Source organism: Nocardiopsis gilva YIM 90087, from assembly GCF_002263495.1.
Taxonomy (GTDB): Bacteria; Actinomycetota; Actinomycetes; order Streptosporangiales; family Streptosporangiaceae; genus Nocardiopsis_C; species Nocardiopsis_C gilva.
In genome coordinates, this window is record NZ_CP022753.1 from 2,672,115 (window position 1) to 2,691,140 (window position 19,026).

Genomic DNA, 19,026 nt, shown 5'->3' on the forward strand with positions numbered 1-19,026 from the left:
GCCCCCGGGCGGCTACTGGTCGGCGAGGAGCCCGGACATGGTCGCGCCCGGGCTGATGATGTCCGGGTCGGTGCGGGCGTCGATCAGCGTGGGAGCGTCGGCGTCCAGGGCCGCGGTCAGGGCCTTGTCCAGCTCGTCGGGGGAGGAGACGGTGGCGGCACGCGCGCCCAGCCCGCGGGCGTAGCCGGCCAGGTCCAGCGGGCCGCTGATGCTGATCCCCGCCGTCCGTCCCAGGTCGCGTGCCTGGTGCATGGCGATCGTGCCGTACATCCCGTTCTGGAACACCACCACGATGATCGGCAGCCCCAGGCGGGCGGCCGTCTCCAGCTCCTGCCCGGTCATCAGCGTGCCGCCGTCACCGGCCACGGCGACGACGGTGCGGTGCGGTTCGACGAGCTTGGCCGCGACGGCCGCCGGGACCGCGTAGCCCATCGCCCCGCTCGTCGGGGCGAGCTGCGTGCGCGGATGCCGGTAGCACCACCCCCGGTGCAGGAACGCGGCGAAGTTCCCGGCGTCGTTGCAGATGACGCTGTCGTCCGGGAGGACCCGGCGCATGCCCTCCACCACCGCCCACGGGTGCAGCAGTCCGCCGGGGTGGTCGGCGATGCCAGCGGGCGGGGTCGCGGTCTTCAGCCACGCCGCGTGGGCCGGGGCGAAGTCCCGGTAGGGGGCTGTCACCGGCGCGTCGGCCAGCGACTCCAGCGCCCGCCGCGCCTCGGCCACCACGCCCAGCCACACGCCGGTGACCACGCCGATCTGGCCCGGGTCGATGTCGATCTGGGCGACCGGGGACTCCACACCCTGGGCGGTGGGGGCCGGGAACCGGTAGCCCTGGGTGGTGACCTCGCTGAGCCGGGAACCCACCACCAGCACGGCGTCGACCTCCCGGAGCGGCGCCAGGACCGCGTCGTCGCAGCCCAGCCCGAGGTGGCCCAGGTACAGCGGGTGGTCGTTGGGGAAGACGTCCTGCCGCCGCCACGCGGCGTAGACCCCGGCATGGAACCGTTCGGCGACCCGGACCAGCGCCTCGCGTGCGCCGCGCGCCCCGCCCCCGGCGATGATCACCGGCCGCTGCGCTCCCGCGAGCCAGGGCACCAGCCGGTCGCGCTCGTCGTCGCCGAGGGGCGGGCGTGGCGGGATGCCGCCGGGAAGGGCGGTCGGCGGCGCGATGCGCTGTCCGAACAGGTCGCCGGGGACGGCGATCGCCACCGGCCCGGGGCGGCCGCTGGTGGCCACGCGGATGGCCCGCGCGGTCACCTCGGGCAGCCGGTCGGCGCGGGTCACCGTGGTGGTCCACTTGGTGATCGGAGCGTAGAAGGCCGTCAGGTCCACCTCCTGGAACGCCTCCCGGCCCAGGTGGTCGGTCTCCACCTGGCCGAGGAAGACGATCATCGGGGTCGAGTCCTGCCGTGCCGTGTGCACCCCCACCGCGAGGTTGGACGCTCCCGGCCCGCGGGTGGCCGCCGCGACGGCGGGCAGCCCGATGAGCTTGGCCTCCGCCTCCGCCATGAAGGAGGCGCCGCTCTCGTGCCGGGTGGAGACGAGTTCCATGTTCCCGCGCTGCTCGATGGCGTCGGTCAGCTCCAGGAAGCTCTCTCCTGGGACGGTGTAGCAGCGCCGGATCCCGGCGCCCGCGAGGACATCGACGACTTCTTCGGCCGCGGTGCGGAGAGGGGTCGTGCTCACAGATGGGGTCCTTCCATCATCGCAAGGTCCGCTTAGGGGGTGGAGCGATCGCCCCGTGACCGACGGCCGACGTCGGCGCGCCGTAGCGTTCGCGGGTCCCCCGAGGCGATCACCTCCATTCCTGCCCGCGGGGGAGCGGTTCGTCACCTCCCCTCGGTCAGGAGATCCCCAGGGCGCGCAGCCCGGCGGTGGTCGCGGCGGCGGCGATCACGACGACGAGGAAGGGGGCGCGGAGTACCAGGGCGACGACGGCCGCGCCCAGTCCGCTCAACCGGGCGGCGTCCAGTGCCAGACCCGGACCGTCGGCGTTGTCGGCGGACTGGATGGCGATCAGCGCCGCGAGCAGCGCGATCGGGACCGTGACGGCGAACCTGCGGACCACCGGGTGGTCCAGGAGCCGCCGGGGCGCCGCCAGTCCGGCGAACTTGAGCAGGTAGCACCCCGCGGACGTCGCGAGGATCGCGATCCACACCGTCATCAGCGCACTCCTTCCCATGCGGGGGTGTCCGACGCACCCGCCCCGGCGTCACCGGTGCCCGTGTCGTCGTCGGCTGTCGCGCCGCGCGTGGTCGAGCCCCGCGGCGGCAGCAGCCCGATCAGTGCGGCGACGGCGGCGAGCAGCACCGGCACTCCCGAGGGCGCGAAGGGAGCCGTGGCCAGGGCGATCGCGGCCCCGAGGAGGGCCACCAGCCGCTCCCGTCGGCCCTCGCGCAGGCGGGGCCACAGCAGCGCCAGGAAGATCGCGGGACCGACCGCGTCGAGGCCGAACGCGGCGGTGTCGCCGACCCGCTCGGTGGCCAGCGCCCCGATGAGGGTGGTGAGGTTCCACGCCACGAACAGCGTGGCGAAGGTCCAGGAGAAGGCGGTGCGCGCGGCGGCCCGGTCGGGCTGCGCCAAGGTCATCGCGGCCGTCTCGTCGATCACCCCCTGCGCCGCGACCGCGCGCCGGACGCCGCGCACGCCGAGCAGGTCGGCCATGCGCAGCCCGTACAGGGTGTTGCGGGTGCCGAGCAGCAGCGCCCCGGCGGTCCCCGCGATGAGGTTGCCGCCACCGGCGACGACGCCGATCAACGCGAACTGCGACGCACCGGAGAAGGTCAGGACACTCAGCGCGCACGCTTGGGCGACCGAGAGGCCGGAGGCCACCGCCGCGGTCCCGAACGCCAGCCCCGAGACGCCGACGGCCACGCCGATCCCCAGCGCGTCGCGCACCGGAGGGGAGGGGGAGAGGAAGGATGGTTTCACGTCGCCCGACGCTAACCACCGCGGGAACGCCCGGTCTTGAACGTTCTTGCGCGCGCTGGCGTCAGCTGCCGGGGGCGGTGGTACCGGCGCCCCGGGCCGCCAGGACGCCCTGGCGGAACGAGCCCGGCGTCACCCCCAACTGGCGCTTGAAGTGCCGGGTCAGGTGGGGTTGGTCGGCGAAGCCGAGTTCTCCGGCCACCGCCGCCGGGCGCATACCGGCGGCGAGCAGGCGGCGGGCGCGCAGGACGCGGAGGTTGTTGAGGTAGGCGTGCGGCGGGAGCCCGTGGGCGGCCCGGAAGGCGCGCAGCAGCGCGAAGGGGGAGACGTCCACGGCGGCGGCCAGCTCGTCCAGGCTCGGCGGGTCGGCCAGGCGGGCGTGGAGCAGGTCGCGGGCCTCGGCCACGGCGCGGTCCGGACCCTGCGGGCCGGGGTCCGCGGGCCGCGCGCGGGCGTGCCGGGAAAGGAGGTGATGGAGGGCTTGGCGCATGAGCGTCGACGCACTGAGCCGGTCGCCGTGCTCGGCCGCCCGGTGGGCGGTGCGCATCAACCCGCCGCTGGCCGGATCGCCCGTCCCGGAGGCGCCGAACCCGGGGACATCGGGCATCCCCAGATCGCGGGCGGCTTGGGCCACGACATCGACCTCGGGATAGAGCATGCGGTAGCGCCAGCCCTCGGGAGTGCCCGCGTGCCCGGTGTGGACCTCCTCCGGCTCGACCACCACCAGATCGCCGCGCCCGACGCGGTGGGTGGCGCCCCGGTAGGCGAACTCCTCGATTCCGTCCTCGATGACGCCGATCGCGTAGGTGTCGTGGGTGTGCCGGTTGAAGGAGTGCCGGACGTAGTGCGCCTTGAGGAGGTCGATGCCGGGCAGGCCGGGATGGCGCCAGAACCGCGCGCGTTCGCCGGGCGTGTCGGTCATGCCTGTCAGCTTAGGAATTGGGGGTGACGGACGGAGATCGCGATGCACTACTCTTCCGGCCATGCTCAAGATCGATCTCGCCGAGAGCGCGAAGGACCGCGCCGCCGTCTTCGTCATCCGCGGGGTGGTGTTCGTCGCGGAGCAGCAGGTCCCGATCGACGAGGAGTGGGACGACCACGACCTCACCGCCGACCATCTGCTGGCTCGGCTGGACGAGGTTCCTGTGGGCACCGGCCGCCTGGTGACCCAGGGGGAGCGGGGCATGCTCGGCCGACTGGCCGTGCTGTCGTGCATGCGGGGAACGGGCACCGGGGTCGCCCTGGTCCGCGCGATCGAGGACCGGGCGCGGGACCGCGGCCTGACCGGAGTCGACCTGCATGCCCAGACCCATGCCCTCGGGTTCTACGAGAGGCTCGGCTACCACGCCCACGGGGCGGAGTTCCTCGACGCGGGCATCCCGCACGTGCACATGAGCAAGGACATCGTGCCGACTCCCCAGCCGTGAAGGACCGGGCGTGCGGGTCGGTGTCCGGCCGACCGCTGGAACGACGGTCCGTTCCCATGTGACCCGCTGACCGGTCACCGCCATGGCCAGGGCAGCGCGTCGATCGTCGGCACACCCGGTGGGATGTGGGCCGACCGGGTCGCCATCGAGCGGGTCGGCTGCGACGGGACAGCACCTCCCGCGCTGGCGGTTCACGGAGCGGCCGCTCCATCCGACCGTCGGTGCCGCGGCGCTCCTCGCGCGGCCGGGGTCGACCGCGGAACGACTGTCGTCGCCTGCCGCCGTGCCGTACGCCGGCACGGCGGCAGGCGCGTGCTCGGATCCCCGACGTGGACGCGGTGGAAGCGTCCGCCTACGGAGCGGCAGCGGTGGGGGTGCGGTGGTGAGTATCACCAAATAACCGGTCAGGCCGGTGAGTTCTGGCTTGCGGCGGTGGATGCGCCCCCGGTCCTTCTCCCCGGATGCGCGCGCGTGATCTATTACCGAGTAGCATTCGGTTTCGGTGGTCGGTCCGATTTCAACCATGTCGTGCGCCGCGCCGCCGCCGCCGACGCAGACGATGAACGAAGCGACGAGGGAGCCATGACCGTCGAAGCGCAGCCGGTGTCCGAACTTCCCGACCCGCGCAGCCTCGGGTTCACGGTCGTCGCCGAAGACGACCTCCCCACCGAGCTGACCGACCTGGTCGACCAGGTCCGGACGCTGATCGACACCGTCGCCCACACTGAGGCCGACGGCGCCGACCTCGCCGCGGCGCGGGATCTGGTCGCCGAGGCGGTCAAGCGCATCGACGGAGAGCGCCGCCCCATCGGCGCCCTCGTGCACCGCTCGGACTTCGAGGGGCCGGTCGGCTTCGGCACCCTCACCAACGTCGTCGAGGGGCCGACCAACCCGGCCGCCCCGCCGATGCGGCTGGAACTGACGGAGGAGGGCCTGCGCGCCGAGGTCACCCTCAGCGGCGTCTACCAGGGGCCGCCCGGGCTGGTCCACGGGGGCTGGATCGCCGCCATGCTCGACCAGGCCCTCGGCTCGGCCTCCGCCGCCGCGGGCATGCCCGGCCTGACCGCTAACCTCGACGTCAACTACCGCAACCCCACCCCGCTCAACGTCCCGCTGGAGATCACCGCCCGCGTCACCGGGACCGAGCGCCGCAAGGTCTTCGTCTCCGCCGAGATCCGCCACAACGGCGAGGTCACCGCCGAGGGCACGGCCGTCATGGTGCAGGTCGCCCTGCCGGGCTAGCTTTCCCCGCGTGATGTCCCCAGCCCCTCCCCTCCGTCGATCTCGGAAATATTGGGGTTTCAGTGGCGATTTTTACCCCAATATCCCCGAGATCAACGGAGGAGTGGGGGCTCGTGGGAGTTCGGTCAGTCCCACTCCCATCCGATTCCCAGGACCCCCGGCTGGATGTCGTGCTCGGCGAGGTGCACGGAGTGGGCCGAGCTGAGGATCAGGTCCTCCTCGGCGCGCGACGGGGGCTCCTCGGGCGCCTGGACGAGGCGGTGGCAGCGGACCGGCAGGGCGGACGCGTCGAAGCGGACGCCGAGGATGTAGGTCTCGGCCGGATAGCGGAACGCGCGGCGGTAGTCGTGGCTGCGCGGCGAGTGCCCGACGTTGACGGCGTACTCCAGCAGGTAGGTCTCGCCGGTGCGCAGGCGGCGGTCGAAGAGCAGCTCCACGGCGAGCACGGCGGAGCTGCGATGGCGGCGGACCCGCCCCAGGCGGCAGTTCTCCACCGCCAGGGGCGTGATGTCGGCGGCGTCGGCGCCCGGCTCGCCGCAGTAGACCATCATGTGCCGGTCGGCGTCGTCCTCCAGCGCCCGCACCACCAGTCGGCTGCGCACCCGCCGGATCGCCCGGTCAGCGGCCACCCAGGCGATGTCCTCCTGCCAGAACAGGCGCAGCTTGCGGTCGGAGGGGCCGATGACGCTCTCCACGGTCTGGGCGAGGGCGTCGGCCGGTTCCAGGAACCCCTCATACCCGCGCGGGGTGGAGCGCCGACCGGTGGCCCAGCGTCCGCGCGGCCGCGGCGGCCCCAGCAGGGCGACGAGGGAGTGGCGGGGCAGGCCCAGGATGACCTCGATCGCCTGGACGGCGCGGATCGACGTGGGGCGTTCCGGGCGACTGCGCCCCTGCTGCCAGTAGCTGAGGCTGGTGAGGCTGACCCGGATGCCCCGTTGCGCCAGGCGGTTGCGCAGGCTCCCCAGGGTGAGCCCGCTGTCGTCGATCGCCGCGCGCAATGCCTCGTGGAAAGGGCCGGTCCGTAACAGGACCTGGACTGGTCCGGTACCGGTATCGGTGCGACGCCGCAGGGTCCCGCTGGCCATCGTGACCTCCATGGCTCCATGGGTGGGGGGAAGGGGAGGACGGGGCGTTTCGGCCAACAGTGTGCACCATGGTGGCCACTCTGTGAAATATCAATTAATGAGCGATTTTGTCCGGTGTTGAGAGGGATTTACCCCTAGCCTCTACCGCGCCCCCCGCCCCCTATGCGCTCCCGCTTCCGCCCGCACGGCACCCTCCACCCCAGTGGCGGCCGGATTCACAGTTAGCCCCGCCGATCTCCCCAGTGAAGCCCGTCGCAACGCTCTGACCTTGACCTTTACCGGGGAGCCGGTGTTCCGTCGACCCCACGGACGCCTCCGGCTCCGCCCGGGCCCACCCCCACATCCCCTCCCAGCCCGCGATCCCCCCACCCCGGCTCCCGCGGCGTGCCCGGATCCGTCCGATGATCCCCCACCCCCTCGTGTACGTCCGTGGAGGACGAATGCCAACGCACACATCCCCCAGACGCGTGCTCGCCGCCGCCGCGAGCGTCGTGCTCGGCACCGGCCTGCTCCTCGGTTTCGGTCCCGCCACCGCCTCAGCCGAGTCGACGTCGGACGACCTCGCCGACGCCGTCCGCGCCACCATGCTCGAACAACGCGGCGACACCGCCCGCGAGCAGTTCTCGACCCGGTCGCTGGCCGAACCGCTCGTCGAGCCCATTACCACCGAGGACGACGCGTGGGCGTTCGGTACGACGACCATCCCCGCGCCGTCCACGGCGCACGCCGCCCCCGAGACCGCTCTGTTCGTCGCCGAGCACGGCCCGCAGGGCTGGCGCGTGGAGCTGGACGGAACCGACGGCTTCGTCGACCTCGCCGACGCGGCCCCGGACGACGTGGTCAGCGACGAGGAGAAGGAACTCTTCGCGAAGAACCACGAGGCGGCGCAGGACGCTCCCCTCGCCGACACCGGCCTCGGCCTGCCGTGGCAGGAGGGCGTGGCCTGGTGGATGGGCGGCGGCCCGCACGGCAACAGCGGCAGCAGCCGCCCCTACAGCTCGATCGACTTCAACGGCGGCAACGGCCAGGTCCTCTCCGCCGGGCCGGGCCGCGTCTACAAGAGCTGCGTCCGCGGCGGAAGCGCCCTGGTCAAGGTCATGCACGAGAACGGCTACAGCACGACCTACTACCACATGCGGCGGCTGACCAACCTGTCCAACGGATCGCCGGTGCAGACGGGCACCTACCTCGGGCTCATCGGCAACGAGCTGCCCTGCGGCGGCAGCTCCAGCGGCGCGCACGTGCACCTGTCCCTGCTGCGCGGCGACTCGCACATCAGCGTCGACAACATGACGATCGGCGGCTGGACCTTCCACACCGTGTCGCGCCCCTACCAGGGCTATGCCACGCGCGGCAACGTCCGGGTGGACCGCGGGGAGCGGCTGACCAACTACGGCGGCAGCGACAACAGCCTGCCCACCGGCACGGTTGACAGCGGCGAGTACAGCCGGGTGAACCTGCGCACCGGCCCCGGCCTGGACCACGACATCGTCGACACCGTCGCCGACGGAGCGCTCGTGCGGATCGAGTGCACGGCACGCGGCGGCGACGTCGACGGCGTGTGGGGCACGACCGACCTGTGGAACCGCCTCGACACCGGCAACTGGATCAGTGACGGGTTCGTCTACACCGGCACCAACGATCCGGTGGCACCCGCGTGTGACTGACGGCGGCCCCTGAGCGTCATCGTTCCCCCCGATGAGATGGCCGGGGGGAACGATGGCATGCGCGGCGCCCCGCCACCCGCGGCGTCGCGGACGCAACCGCGGTGGTCACAGCCGCGGCCGCGGCCACGAGGGCAGCGCCGACTATGGCATAGATCATGCGGTATCCGGTTGTTCCATTTTCACATTCGTTACCAGCATCCGATAGACCGGAGCGGTGACCCACACCTCTGCCCCAGCGCTGGCCGAGCTCCCCACCGAGGGCGGCCTGGCCGAGATCCTGTTCGACCGCGCCGAGCGGTCGCCGGACCGTGTGATGCTCAGTCGGCAGGTCGACGGCGAATGGCGGGACTTCACCGCGGCCGAGACCGCCGCCGAGGTGACCGCCCTGGCCAAAGGGCTCGTCGCCGCCGGGGTCGAGCCGGGCGACCGGGTGGGGCTGCTGTCGGGCAACCGGTACGAGTGGATGCTGATCGACTTCGCGATCTGGACCGTCGGCGCGATCACCGTCCCGATCTACCCGTCCGCCTCGGCCGAGCAGTCCCGGATGATCCTCGCTGACTCCGGTGCGGTCGCCTGCTTCGTCGACAACGCGTCGCACACCGCGATGATCGACGGTGTGCGCGACGGCCTCGCGGACCTGCGGCACCTGTGGACCATCGACGCGGGCGCCGTCGACGCGCTCGCCACGGACGGCACCGAGGTGTCCGACGACGCCATCGCCAAGCGCCGCGCGGTTGTCGACCCGCGGGACCCGGCCACCATCGTCTACACCTCGGGCACCACGGGCAGCCCCAAGGGCTGCGTGCTCACCCACGCGAACTTCTTTTCCGAGGTCGACAACATCGTGGCGGGCCTGCCCGAGCTGTTCGAGACCGCCACCGAGGACACCCCGCCCTCGACCCTGCTCTTCCTGCCGCTCGCCCACGTCTTCGGGCGCATGGTGCAGACCTGTGCCGTGCGGGCCGGCGTCCGGCTCGGCCACTCGACCAGCGTCAGCGCGCTCATCGACGACCTGCGGACGTACCGGCCGACCTTCCTGCTCGCCGTTCCCTACGTCTTCGAGAAGATCCACGCCTCCGCCCGCAAGCAGACGACCGGTCTCAAGCGCCGGATCTTCGACGCCGCCACCGACACCGCCGTGGCCTACAGCGAGTCCCTGGACCGCGGCGGCCCGGGGCTGGGCCTGCGGTTGCGGCACCGCCTCTTCGAACCGCTCGTGTACCGCAAGCTGATGGACGCGCTGGGCGGGCGGTGCGCCCGCGTCCTGTCGGGCGGCGGCGCGCTGGACGTGCGGCTGCTCCACTTCTACCGGGGCATCGGCCTGGAGGTGATCGAGGGCTACGGGCTCACCGAGACCACCGCGGCCGTCATCGCCAACCTTCCCGGCCGTATCCGCCCGGGCACCATCGGCGGCCCGCTGCCCGGTGTCTCCGTCAAGCTCGCCGACGACGGCGAGATCATGGTCAAGGGCGAGCAGGTGTTCGGCCGCTACTGGAACCGGCCGGAGGACACCGCGAAGGCGTTCGTGGACGGCTGGTTCGCCACCGGCGACCTCGGCGAGTTCGACGCCGACGGCTTCCTGCGGGTCAGCGGGCGCAAGAAGGAGATCCTGGTGACGGCGGGCGGCAAGAACGTCGCACCCGCCCCGATGGAGGAGAGCGTCCGCGCGCACGCGCTGGTCGCCCAGTGCATGGTGATCGGCGATGACCGGCCCTTCGTCAGCGCGCTGGTAACCCTGGACCCCGAGGAGTTCGACGCGTGGAAGGCGGAGAAGGGGCACCCCGCCGGGGCCACCGTCGCCGACCTCGCCGACGACGCGGACCTGCGCGCCGCCGTGCAGTCGGCCATCGACTCCGGCAACGAGGCGGTGTCGCGCGCCGAGTCGATCCGCGCCTTCACCATCCTCGGTGAGCAGTTCACCGTGGAGGAGGAGACCCTCACTCCGACCCTGAAGCTGCGCCGCGCCCGCATCCTCAAGCGCTACGACCGCGAGGTGGAGAAGCTCTACCAGGGCCGGTGAGGCGCCGGGAGCGTGACCCGGGCCACGGCCGTCCGCCCCTCGGCTATGGCGAAGATCATGTGAGATGAGTACGTGATATGTGGCGATTTGTTACGTTTGTTCGGTAAACCGGAAGAGTGACCGACATCTCCGTGACCGCGCCGGCCGAGGTCCCCACCCAGGGCGGCCTGGCCGATCTTCTGTTCGACCGCGCCGAACGCCACCCGGACGGGATCATGCTCAGCCACCAGGCCGGTGGCGGCTGGCAGGACGCCACCGCGTCGGAGGTCCGGGCCGACGTCGTCGCCATCGCCAAGGGGCTCGTCGCCGCGGGCATCAAGCCCGGCGACCGGGTGGGACTGCTGTCGGGCAACCGGTACGAGTGGACGCTCCTCGACTTCGCGATCTGGGCCGCCGGGGCCGTCTCCGTCCCGATCTACCCGTCCTCGTCCGCTGAGCAGATCCGGATGATCCTGGCCGACTCGGGTGCGGTGGCCTGCGTCGTCGACGACGACCCGCACACCACCACGGTCGAGGGCATCCGCGATACCCTGCCCGACCTCCGCTACGTCTGGACCTTCGACTCCGGCGCCGTGGCCACCCTCGTCGAGGTCGGGCGCGAACTCGACGACTCCGTGATCAAGGAGCGCCGGGCGGGCGTCGACGCCGCCGACCCCGCCACGATCGTCTACACCTCGGGTACCACGGGCAGCCCCAAGGGCTGCGTGCTCACCCACGCGAACTTCCTGGCCGAGGTCGACAGCGTCCTGCACGCGCTGTCCGTCCTCTTCGAACCCGGCAAGGACGGCTCGCCGCCCTCGACGCTGCTCTTCCTGCCGCTCGCGCACGTCTTCGGGCGCATGGTGGAGGTCGCCGTGATCCACGCCGGGGTCCGGCTCGGCCATACCGGCAGCGTCGGCGCGCTCATCGACGACCTGCAGACGTTCCGCCCCACGTTCCTGCTCGCCGTTCCCTACGTCTTCGAGAAGATCCACGCCTCCGCCCGCAAGCAGACGACCGGTCTCAAGCGCCGGATCTTCGACGCGGCCACCGACACGGCGGTCGCCTACAGCCGGTCGCTGTTCAACGGGGGCCCGGGGCTCGGCCTGCGGCTCCGGCACCGGTTCTTCGAGCCCCTGGTCTACCGCAAGCTGATGGACGCGCTCGGCGGGCGCTGCCGCCGCGTGATCTCCGGCGGCGGCGCGCTGGACGTGCGGCTGCTGCACTTCTACCGCGGCATCGGCCTGGATGTGTTCGAGGGATACGGCCTCACCGAGACCACCTCGGCGGTGCTCGTCAACGTCCCGGGCAAGGTGCGCCCCGGCACCATCGGCATCCCCGTGCCCGGGGTCGAGGTGCGCACCGCCGACGACGGCGAGCTGCTGATCAAGGGCGGGCACGTCTTCGACCGCTACTGGAACCGGCCGCAGGACACCGAGAAGGCGTTCGTGGACGGCTGGTTCGCCACCGGCGACCTCGCGGAGATCGACGCCGACGGCTTCGTCCGGATCAGCGGGCGGAAGAAGGAGATCCTGGTGACCGCGGGCGGCAAGAACGTCGCCCCGGGGCCGCTGGAGGAGCAGGTCGGCTCCGACCCGCTCGTCGACCAGTGCATGCTGGTCGGCGACGGGCGCTCCTTCGTCACCGCGCTGATCACGATCGACCCGGAGGAGTTCGGCGCCTGGAAGGCGGAGAACGGCCACCCGGTCGCGACGACCGTCGCCGACCTCGCCGACGACGCCGGACTGCGCGCCCATGTCCAGCGCGCCATCGACGCCGCCAACGCGACGGTCTCCCGGGCCGAGTCGATCCGCGCGTTCACGATCCTGGCGGAGCGCTTCACCGTGGAGGACGAGACCCTCACCCCGACCCTGAAGCTGCGCCGCGCCCGCATCCTCGACCGCAACGCCGCGTCCGTCGAGGCGATGTACACCAAGCGCTGAGACCGCGGGGCGGCGCGGCCGGAAGGGCCGGGCCGCCCGGGCTCAGCGGCGGTCACTCGGGGGCGTCCGCGGCGTCGTCGTCGCCATCGTCGACCGGTCTGCGCCCCCGCCACCAGGTCATCTTGACCTTGAGGCTGCCCTCACTCGCGGCCTTGGCGATGAAGACGTCGGCCGAGCCGTTGACACTGATGCCCAGTTCGACGCTGACCTCGTTGGGGCTGGCGTCCAGGGTCGACAGCCGCCGCGAGATGCGCTCGGAGATGTCGCGGACCTTGTCGACCACGACGTCGAAGCGCTGCTCCGCCGCGCGGAAGACATCACCGCCGGCGACATCGCGCATCACGGGGGAGCTCTCCGCCGTCTCGATCTGCACCGTGGCACCGTGCCCGTCGTCGAACCGAACGATCTCCGCCATCGATCCCGCCTTTCTCGCCGTAGCACCATCGATTTCCGTCGTGCCGTCATGTCCCTCCCGCGTAGCGGAGGCGGGGAAACCAAAGGTGCGCGTCGAATCCGGGCGACGTAAGACAAATGTCCGCATCTGGTCTACATGGAATCCGGTACAACGGGGATATAACCCCCGTTGCGGCATGTCGGGATATTTGTCATGAGAAGACTTGTGTACCGTTCGCGTCTACCCGTACCGGGGTCTGGCCACCGAATCATGGTCGTGAGGTACAAATGAGCACCGATTCAGCGGTGGTAAGCGAAGGGGCCGGGAGAGGAGAGAGTGCGTGCGCGTCGGGGCCGGGACGGCCGGGGCATCGGCCGCCCGTCCGTGCCTGGTGGAAGTCCAGCTACAGCAACCAGGGCGAGGGCTGCCTGGAAGTCACCCGGCCCTCCGGGTCCACCGTCCTGGTCCGTGACTCGACCGACCCGCGTGGAACGGTGATCGGTATCGACGCCGGAACCTGGCAGGCATTCCTCTCCGGTCTCCGACGCGGAGAATTCGACGGCGTGGACTGAGCGAGCCCCGCGGCCTCCCCGGCTCCGGACGACTCAGAGCAGGGGCAGGAAGAGGTCGCAGTTGGCACGTACGTTCTCCTCCGCCGACCGCGTGGCGGGATGCGCCGGGCCGAACATCGCCCGGTAGCGCTCGACCACGTCGGCCCGCTCCTCGGCAAGAGCGGTGTCCTCCACGGCCATGCGATCCAGCACCCGATTGCGTCGCACGGCCAGGGTCAGCGGGTGGTCTTCCCCCAGAATCCGCTGCGCGCGTTCCAGAGACGCCGTGTCCAGGTCCAACGCCGCCGCCGCGTTGCCCGCCGCGAACAGGTCGCTGGCGAGGTTGACCGCGTTCGCGAGGGTCCACGGGTGCTCCTCGCCGAGACGGTCGGTGTTCACCGCCAGCGCCTCCTCATCGACCGTCCGAGCCTCCTCCAACCGACCGAGGAGGCGCAGCGTGACGGCGTGGTTGACCGACGTGGCGGCGTAGAGGGGGTGGTCGGTGCCGTACAGGGCGCGATAGCGGTCGCGGGCCTCCCGCGACAGGGACAGGGCGCCGTCGTGATCGCCGACCGCCCGCAGCGACACCGCGTGGTTGGCCGCGGCACGCGTCGTCTCCTGGGTGTCGCCCCCCAACTTCGTCCGCAGCATCTCATAGGCCTCCCCGGACAGGGCGAGCGCTTCCTGCAGACGCCCCGTCCGGCGCTTGAGCGCCGACAGCGCCATCATGGTGGACAGCCGCAATGTGTGGTCGGAGGGAAAGGCGCGCTGCGTGGTGAGATAGAGCTCGTCCATCTCCCGCTCGGCCTCCCAGTAGCGCCCCGACTCCATGAGTCCCTGAGCGTGCGCCGAGCGGCTGGCCAGCGTCTGCACGTGCTCCGGCCCCAGCATCTCGCTGCGACGCTGGAAGTTGTACTGGTTGATCTCTATCGACTCGGTGAACTGGCCGGTCAACCGGAGACCGACAGCGTGCACGTGGGCGGACTGCAGGGTGAGCGGATCGTCGCGGCCGAAGGCGCGCTGTTGTCGGTCGAGCACATCCGCACTCACCTTGACCGCGCGACGGTACTGCCCCAGGTTCCGCAGATCCAAGGAGAGGAGGCCGCGCGACTCCAGGGTCTCCTCATCATCGGTGCCCCGCAGCCGGATCAACGTCTCGACCAGCTCCTTCCGGCGCTCGTAGGCCTCGTCGAACCTCCCGGCCTCCGCGGCGATCTGCGCGTAGCGCATCTCGGCGCGCAGCGTGTGCGGATCCTCCGGCCCGAGTTTGTCGGGCCACAGGTCGAGCAGGCGGCGAACCAGCGCCTCGGCCTCGGTCAACCTGCCCCATTGGAAGAGGAACAGCACCTCGTGGAGAGCCAGGTCCCGGGCCCAGTCGCTGCGGCAGTCCCACTGCCGGGTCTCCCACACGTGCGGCAGCAGCTCCACATACCGCGGCCAGTCTCCCGGAGAGAGCGGGTCGCCCGGGTTGAGGTTGGCCAGCAGCAGGTGGGCGCAGTGCCGGAAGCGGTCGCGCTCCTCGGAGTCCAGCGGCAGCTTCAACGTCTCCTGCACCAGCCGGTGCAGCTGGAACGTGGTGTTGCGGTGGTCCATCTTGGCCAGGGCGTAGCGGTCGATGGTGCGCAGCGCACGGCCCAGCTTGATCGCGGGGTCGGCGAGGATCTCCGTCAGGTACTCCGGCGCCTCGACGTTGCGCGCACCGTTGAACAGCCGACGCGGGATCGGCTGCGGTGCGAGGAACGCGCAGACCTGCAGCAGCTGCAGCGCGCCGGGGTTGGACTCCCGCAGCCGCTCCAGCGTCATGTTCATCGTCGCCGCGACCGACCAGGGGTAGTCCGGGCTCGGCGCCACGTTGGCCAGCAGCTGGTCGGCCTTCACGTCGAAGAGCTCCAGCCACTCCTCGGCGGGCATCAGCGTCTCGTACAGCCACACCGCGGTCTGCTCCACCGCCAGGGGCAGGTCGCCGAGCCGCTCGGCGATGCGGTCGGCCTCCTCGGCGGTGAGCGCCTCCGGGCCGCGCTTGAGCAGCAGCTCGGTGCTCTCCTCCCGCTCGAAGGTGTCGACCTGCAACAGGTTGCCGCCCGCGGTGCGCCATTCGGGGGACCGGGAGGTGACCACCACGTGGCCCGGGCCGCCGGTGGGGATCAGCGGGCGGATGTCGGCGGGCGCGGTGGCGTTGTCGTAGACCAGCAGCCAGTCACTCACCGGACGGCCCGAGCGCAGCGCCTCCAGTACGGTGCGGACCGTGGCCGCGGGGTCGCCGACCGTGCCGATCCCCAGCTTCGGCGCGAGCTCGATGAGCGACTGCTGGACCTGGGCCGGGGTGTCGGCGGGGATCCACCACACCAGGTCGTAGTGGGACCGGTGGCGCCAGGCGTACTCCGTGGCGAGCTGTGTCTTTCCGACACCGCCCATGCCCTGGAGCGCCTGCGGGACGGTCTGCGGCAGCACCATGGCAGTGCCCTCCTGCAGCCGTCGGCCCAACTCGGCCAGGAGCGGCTCGCGGCCGACGAAGCTCATGTTCCGCGGCGGAACCTGCCCCCATACGGCCGGGCGGGTGTGCTGCCCCCGCGGAACCGTCTGCTGCGCCATGTGCATGCTGTCTCCGTCGGGCACAGGTGGGACCAGCCCTGCCCGCTGGGGATACGCGGGAGAGTCGGCCGTCTGGAACTCGTCGAGGTTCACGTCTCTGCCCTTCAGCGTTTCACGGCTGGCTGCGTCGGAACCGGGTTGGCTTTGGCCGAACCCGGCCAGTGTGGATGTGGGCGCGGTGTGCGGAGGCCCCGTCGCCTGCTCGGGGCCTTTCCACTCTTCGGCGGCCTGCCGAATTGGCCCGGGCAGTGCCCGCATCGCCGCGTAGACGGCGTGGGCGAAGGGGGCCGTGTCTCCGGACACCTCGGGCAGCCGTAGGTCGGGGGCGTCGCCCAGCAGCAGTCGCTCCAGGTCGGCGAACCAGGGGATGGTGGTCCGGTAGTGCCCGGCGATGGCCGTCAGGAGTTCCTGGATCTCGTGGCGCTGCCCGCCCACCGCCAGCAGCAGTTCCCGCACACCGGGGTGGAATTCGAGGGTCACGCGGTCGCCGCGGTCGATGGAGGGGGCGTCCTCGCTGCGATGGATCAGACCGGAGCACAGCACCTCCGTCAGGTCGGAGGGGCGCGCCCGGGGGTCGAAGCGCTCCTGGATCAACCGGATCGTCGACAGGTTGAGCGGCACCGCCGCCAGGTGCACCGCCAGCCGGAACGCGGCCGGTGAGGCGATGGCCCGGAACGTCTCGACGCGACGATGGGCTGCGAGGTCCTGGGGGACCTCCGACTCCCCGGCCGCCGGATCGGGGAGCGAACCGATGCCCCACGCGTCGTCGGCGCCGCTGGGCGCTTGGAAGTCCGGGCTGGTGAGCAGCGCGGTCGCCGGATATTCCGGCGGGGCCTGGCGGCCCGCGACGAAGCGGGCCCAGCGCCCGACCTCGTCGGCTTCCAGGGGGAAGACCGGGATGGGGACCGCGTCGTCCTGTGGGGCGTCGACCTCGACGGGCGGCCATGCGGAGAACGGTCGGATCCGGTACGTGGAGTTGGGTGCCAGCGCGTCACCGGGCGGCCAGGGCGCCCGCAGCTTGACGCGCTCCGGGGACATGCCGGTCGACGGCCACACCGTCCGGTCGAGCAGGTGGGCCACGCCCACCGGCCCCTTCGCGCCCCAGCGGGCGAGCCACGTGTCGATCGCTCCGGTGTGCCAGCCGTCGCCGACGCCGTCGGTGAGCACCAGCAGGATGCGGGATTCGGGGGAGCGGCCGTCCACGAGGCGGTCGGGGTCCGGCGCGGGGCCCCCGGTCGTCCGCAAGGGGAAGTCGTCCACGTGCGTCTTGCCGGAGTCGAAGTAGCAGACCCGGATCCGGCGGAACACGTTCAGCGGCGTGAGCAGCTCGATGAACTCCCGAACGAGCGGCTCCTGGACGACCATGGACAGGCTGTCGTCGACCAGCAGGGTGAGGCCGTCGGCGACCTCCCGCTCGGGCAGGAACTCCGGCAGCAGCGGTGCGGGCCGTGCGCGCCGGACGCCGCGGCGGGCCAGCGACCGCTCGGCGTAGTGCGCCGCGGTGGCGTCCTCGTCCACCAGGGTGCCGGTGTCCGACTCGTGGTGGCGCCGGAACCACCGCAGTGCGCGGACCATCGATACGCGGTCGCCGATCAGCGGGCCGCCCGCCCGCTCGGGGGCGGCGCCGACGGGCGTATGGGGATGGCCCGGAGACGGCTCGGAGCCCTCCGCGTCGCCGTCGGGGGACTCAGGGTCCGCCTCGGGGTCGGCAAGGTGATCCGGAGGGTCGGGGGACGCGTCGCGCGGATCCTGTGCCGGTGTCTCCGGTGCCGCGTCGTCCGCCTCGGGGGAGGAGTCGCCGAGTGCTTCGTCCGGCGGTTCGACCTGTGCCTGGCCACCAGGTTCGTCGGGGGCCTCGGCCGGTTCGGTGTCCGGCGGCTCCGGCGCGTGGTAGCGGTGCGCGGCGAGCCACAGCGCGTCGCCCACTTCCCACCACGTCGGTAATGAGGCCGTGGACTGCGGAAATGACTCACCTGGGGACGGCGATGCCGCCGACCCCTCGGCCTCCGGCCGGTCGCGACCCCTGCTCCCGGTCACTCGAGGCCCGCCTCCGTTTCCGTCAGACGGCGCCAGACCAGGTTCAATATCCGGTTCCAGGCGTTCGGGTCCAAGGATGTTGCATGGGCGCGGACATCGGAACTAACGAGATGGACCGAGTTCAGTAGCTGGTCGATCGACAGCCCGTTGACTTCCTGGCTCCGCCGGAGGAAGTCCTGGATGAGTTGGCGGTCCTGGGCGCGCTCCCGGTCGATGAAGTGGGCGCAGACGATGTCGGCGAGCCGCCCTTCCGATGGGCGCTCCAGGTGGACGGGGAGACAGCGGCGGAGGAAGGCGGGGGGCAGGGGGCGCTCACCATTGCTGGTGATGACGATGAACGGGAACTCGTGGCAGCGCACCTCGCCCTCGTGCACCGTCGCCGTCCGTCCGGGGTCGTCGGTGGGAACAGTGATGTACTCCTGGGAGGAGCGGAGCCGGACGAGCTCGGGGATCCGGTAGCGGCCGTACTCCAGGACGTCGAGCAGGTCGTTGGCGAGGTCGATGTCGCCCTTGTCGAACTCGTCGATCACCAGGACGCGGGGGAGCCGGTGCGGAAGCAAAGCGGTCCCCAGAGGGCCGAGGCTCAGGTAGTCGCCGATGGGCCGCTCAGGCGGCGGTTGGTCGTCCGGTGCCGCCGCGGCGTCGGCCGAGATGTCGTGGATGCGGGCGATGGGATCGTACTCGTAGAGTCCCGAGCGCAGGGTGCTGCGGCTGGTGATGGGCCAGCGCAGCACGCGCCCCAAGCCCAGCTCGCGGCTCACGTGGTAGGCGAGGCTGGACTTGCCGACCCCGGGCGCCCCAGTGACGAGAAGCGGGCGGCGCAGGAGCAGCGCGGTGTTGACCGCCTCGACCACCGCCGTCTCGTGGTCGGTCAGCGGCTGACCGGCCAGAGCGGTCGTGACGCCGAGGACGCGCGCGGTCTCCTCGTCGTCGGTCGGCGGGTCGGGTTGGTCGGGGCCACCGTCGAAGCGGCGCCACGGCGGGGGACCGGGGAGCCGCTCCGCCAGGTTCGTCGCGTAGGTGGCCGGTCGGCCCGTCCCCCGGTAGATCCACCACGACGGCACGGCACCATTGCCGCCCGAAGCATGGTGACCGGGGGATTTCCCGGGGTCGGACGTCGGGGAAGAGGCCATCGGAAGACCATCCTTGTCGTCGTCGACC

Annotated in this window: 14 protein-coding genes; 6 read left to right on the forward strand and 8 right to left on the reverse strand. The window is 71.7% G+C overall.

Annotated features, from left to right (window positions below; translation table 11 throughout):
- Positions 1–12 precede the first annotated feature (12 nt).
- From CDO52_RS12180 to CDO52_RS12195, 4 genes are all read right to left on the reverse strand, one after another.
- Positions 13–1,686, reverse strand: coding sequence for a thiamine pyrophosphate-dependent enzyme (locus CDO52_RS12180; protein ID WP_094932392.1), 1,674 nt, complete (start codon positions 1,684–1,686; stop codon positions 13–15).
- Between the two features lie 157 nt (positions 1,687–1,843).
- Complete coding sequence (locus CDO52_RS12185; protein WP_017616965.1) at positions 1,844–2,164, reverse strand: AzlD domain-containing protein; 321 nt, start codon at positions 2,162–2,164, stop codon at positions 1,844–1,846.
- Positions 2,164–2,898 carry an AzlC family ABC transporter permease gene (locus CDO52_RS12190; RefSeq protein ID WP_017616964.1) on the reverse strand — a complete coding sequence of 245 codons (735 nt, stop codon included), beginning with the start codon at positions 2,896–2,898 and terminating at the stop codon, positions 2,164–2,166. The genes CDO52_RS12185 and CDO52_RS12190 overlap by 1 nt, the downstream gene beginning before the upstream one ends.
- A 94-nt stretch (positions 2,899–2,992) precedes the next feature.
- Positions 2,993–3,850, reverse strand: a complete 858-nt coding sequence (locus CDO52_RS12195; RefSeq protein ID WP_017616963.1) for an AraC family transcriptional regulator — start codon at positions 3,848–3,850, stop codon at positions 2,993–2,995.
- A 61-nt stretch (positions 3,851–3,911) separates the two neighbouring features.
- Between CDO52_RS12195 and CDO52_RS12200 the strand changes: the two genes are divergently transcribed.
- Together CDO52_RS12200 and CDO52_RS12205 are read left to right on the forward strand one after the other, a co-directional pair.
- Positions 3,912–4,355, forward strand: a complete 444-nt coding sequence (locus tag CDO52_RS12200) for a GNAT family N-acetyltransferase (RefSeq protein ID WP_017616962.1) — start codon at positions 3,912–3,914, stop codon at positions 4,353–4,355.
- Positions 4,356–4,937: 582 nt separating this feature from the next.
- Entirely contained in the window at positions 4,938–5,597 is a 660-nt protein-coding gene (locus CDO52_RS12205) for a PaaI family thioesterase (protein WP_026125452.1), read from the forward strand.
- A gap of 125 nt (positions 5,598–5,722) precedes the next feature.
- Here the strand turns inward: CDO52_RS12205 and CDO52_RS12210 are convergent, their stop codons facing one another.
- Positions 5,723–6,682 (reverse strand): hypothetical protein, encoded by a 960-nt coding sequence (locus CDO52_RS12210; RefSeq protein WP_033299169.1) that lies wholly within the window; start codon positions 6,680–6,682, stop codon positions 5,723–5,725.
- A 440-nt stretch (positions 6,683–7,122) separates the two neighbouring features.
- Between CDO52_RS12210 and CDO52_RS12215 the strand changes: the two genes are divergently transcribed.
- The 3 genes from CDO52_RS12215 (at position 7,123) to CDO52_RS12225 (ending at position 12,291) form a co-directional block, all read left to right on the forward strand.
- Positions 7,123–8,349, forward strand: a complete 1,227-nt coding sequence (locus CDO52_RS12215) for a M23 family metallopeptidase (RefSeq protein ID WP_157745544.1) — start codon at positions 7,123–7,125, stop codon at positions 8,347–8,349.
- A gap of 214 nt (positions 8,350–8,563) precedes the next feature.
- Entirely contained in the window at positions 8,564–10,369 is a 1,806-nt protein-coding gene (locus CDO52_RS12220) for an AMP-dependent synthetase/ligase (protein ID WP_017616957.1), read from the forward strand.
- Positions 10,370–10,485: 116 nt separating this feature from the next.
- Positions 10,486–12,291 carry an AMP-dependent synthetase/ligase gene (locus CDO52_RS12225; protein ID WP_094932394.1) on the forward strand — a complete coding sequence of 602 codons (1,806 nt, stop codon included), beginning with the start codon at positions 10,486–10,488 and terminating at the stop codon, positions 12,289–12,291.
- A gap of 52 nt (positions 12,292–12,343) precedes the next feature.
- Here the strand turns inward: CDO52_RS12225 and CDO52_RS12230 are convergent, their stop codons facing one another.
- On the reverse strand, positions 12,344–12,706 hold the full coding sequence (locus CDO52_RS12230; protein WP_017616954.1) for a CU044_2847 family protein: 363 nt from the start codon (positions 12,704–12,706) through the stop codon (positions 12,344–12,346).
- A gap of 266 nt (positions 12,707–12,972) precedes the next feature.
- Here CDO52_RS12230 and CDO52_RS12235 point away from each other — a divergent pair, with 266 nt between their 5' ends.
- On the forward strand, positions 12,973–13,257 hold the full coding sequence (locus tag CDO52_RS12235; protein ID WP_083919693.1) for a DUF397 domain-containing protein: 285 nt from the start codon (positions 12,973–12,975) through the stop codon (positions 13,255–13,257).
- A 33-nt stretch (positions 13,258–13,290) separates the two neighbouring features.
- Here the strand turns inward: CDO52_RS12235 and fxsT are convergent, their stop codons facing one another.
- Together fxsT and CDO52_RS12245 are read right to left on the reverse strand one after the other, a co-directional pair.
- Positions 13,291–17,754, reverse strand: a complete 4,464-nt coding sequence (gene fxsT / locus CDO52_RS12240) for an FxSxx-COOH system tetratricopeptide repeat protein (RefSeq protein WP_232524447.1) — start codon at positions 17,752–17,754, stop codon at positions 13,291–13,293.
- Between the two features lie 107 nt (positions 17,755–17,861).
- Positions 17,862–18,998, reverse strand: a complete 1,137-nt coding sequence (locus tag CDO52_RS12245; RefSeq protein ID WP_026125450.1) for an AAA family ATPase — start codon at positions 18,996–18,998, stop codon at positions 17,862–17,864.
- Between the last annotated feature and the right edge of the window lie 28 nt (positions 18,999–19,026).

Excerpts from the sequence above, each read along its gene's own strand:
- CDO52_RS12185 (WP_017616965.1), bottom strand. The coding sequence starts at position 2,164 with ATGACGGTGTGGATCGCGATCCTCGCGACGTCCGCGGGGTGCTACCTG.
- CDO52_RS12195 (WP_017616963.1), bottom strand. The coding sequence starts at position 3,850 with ATGACCGACACGCCCGGCGAACGCGCGCGGTTCTGGCGCCATCCCGGC.
- CDO52_RS12200 (WP_017616962.1), top strand. The coding sequence starts at position 3,912 with ATGCTCAAGATCGATCTCGCCGAGAGCGCGAAGGACCGCGCCGCCGTC.
- CDO52_RS12205 (WP_026125452.1), top strand. The coding sequence starts at position 4,938 with ATGACCGTCGAAGCGCAGCCGGTGTCCGAACTTCCCGACCCGCGCAGC.
- CDO52_RS12210 (WP_033299169.1), bottom strand. The coding sequence starts at position 6,682 with ATGGCCAGCGGGACCCTGCGGCGTCGCACCGATACCGGTACCGGACCA.
- CDO52_RS12215 (WP_157745544.1), top strand. The coding sequence starts at position 7,123 with ATGCCAACGCACACATCCCCCAGACGCGTGCTCGCCGCCGCCGCGAGC.
- CDO52_RS12230 (WP_017616954.1), bottom strand. The coding sequence starts at position 12,706 with ATGGCGGAGATCGTTCGGTTCGACGACGGGCACGGTGCCACGGTGCAG.
- CDO52_RS12235 (WP_083919693.1), top strand. The coding sequence starts at position 12,973 with ATGAGCACCGATTCAGCGGTGGTAAGCGAAGGGGCCGGGAGAGGAGAG.
- CDO52_RS12245 (WP_026125450.1), bottom strand. The coding sequence starts at position 18,998 with ATGGCCTCTTCCCCGACGTCCGACCCCGGGAAATCCCCCGGTCACCAT.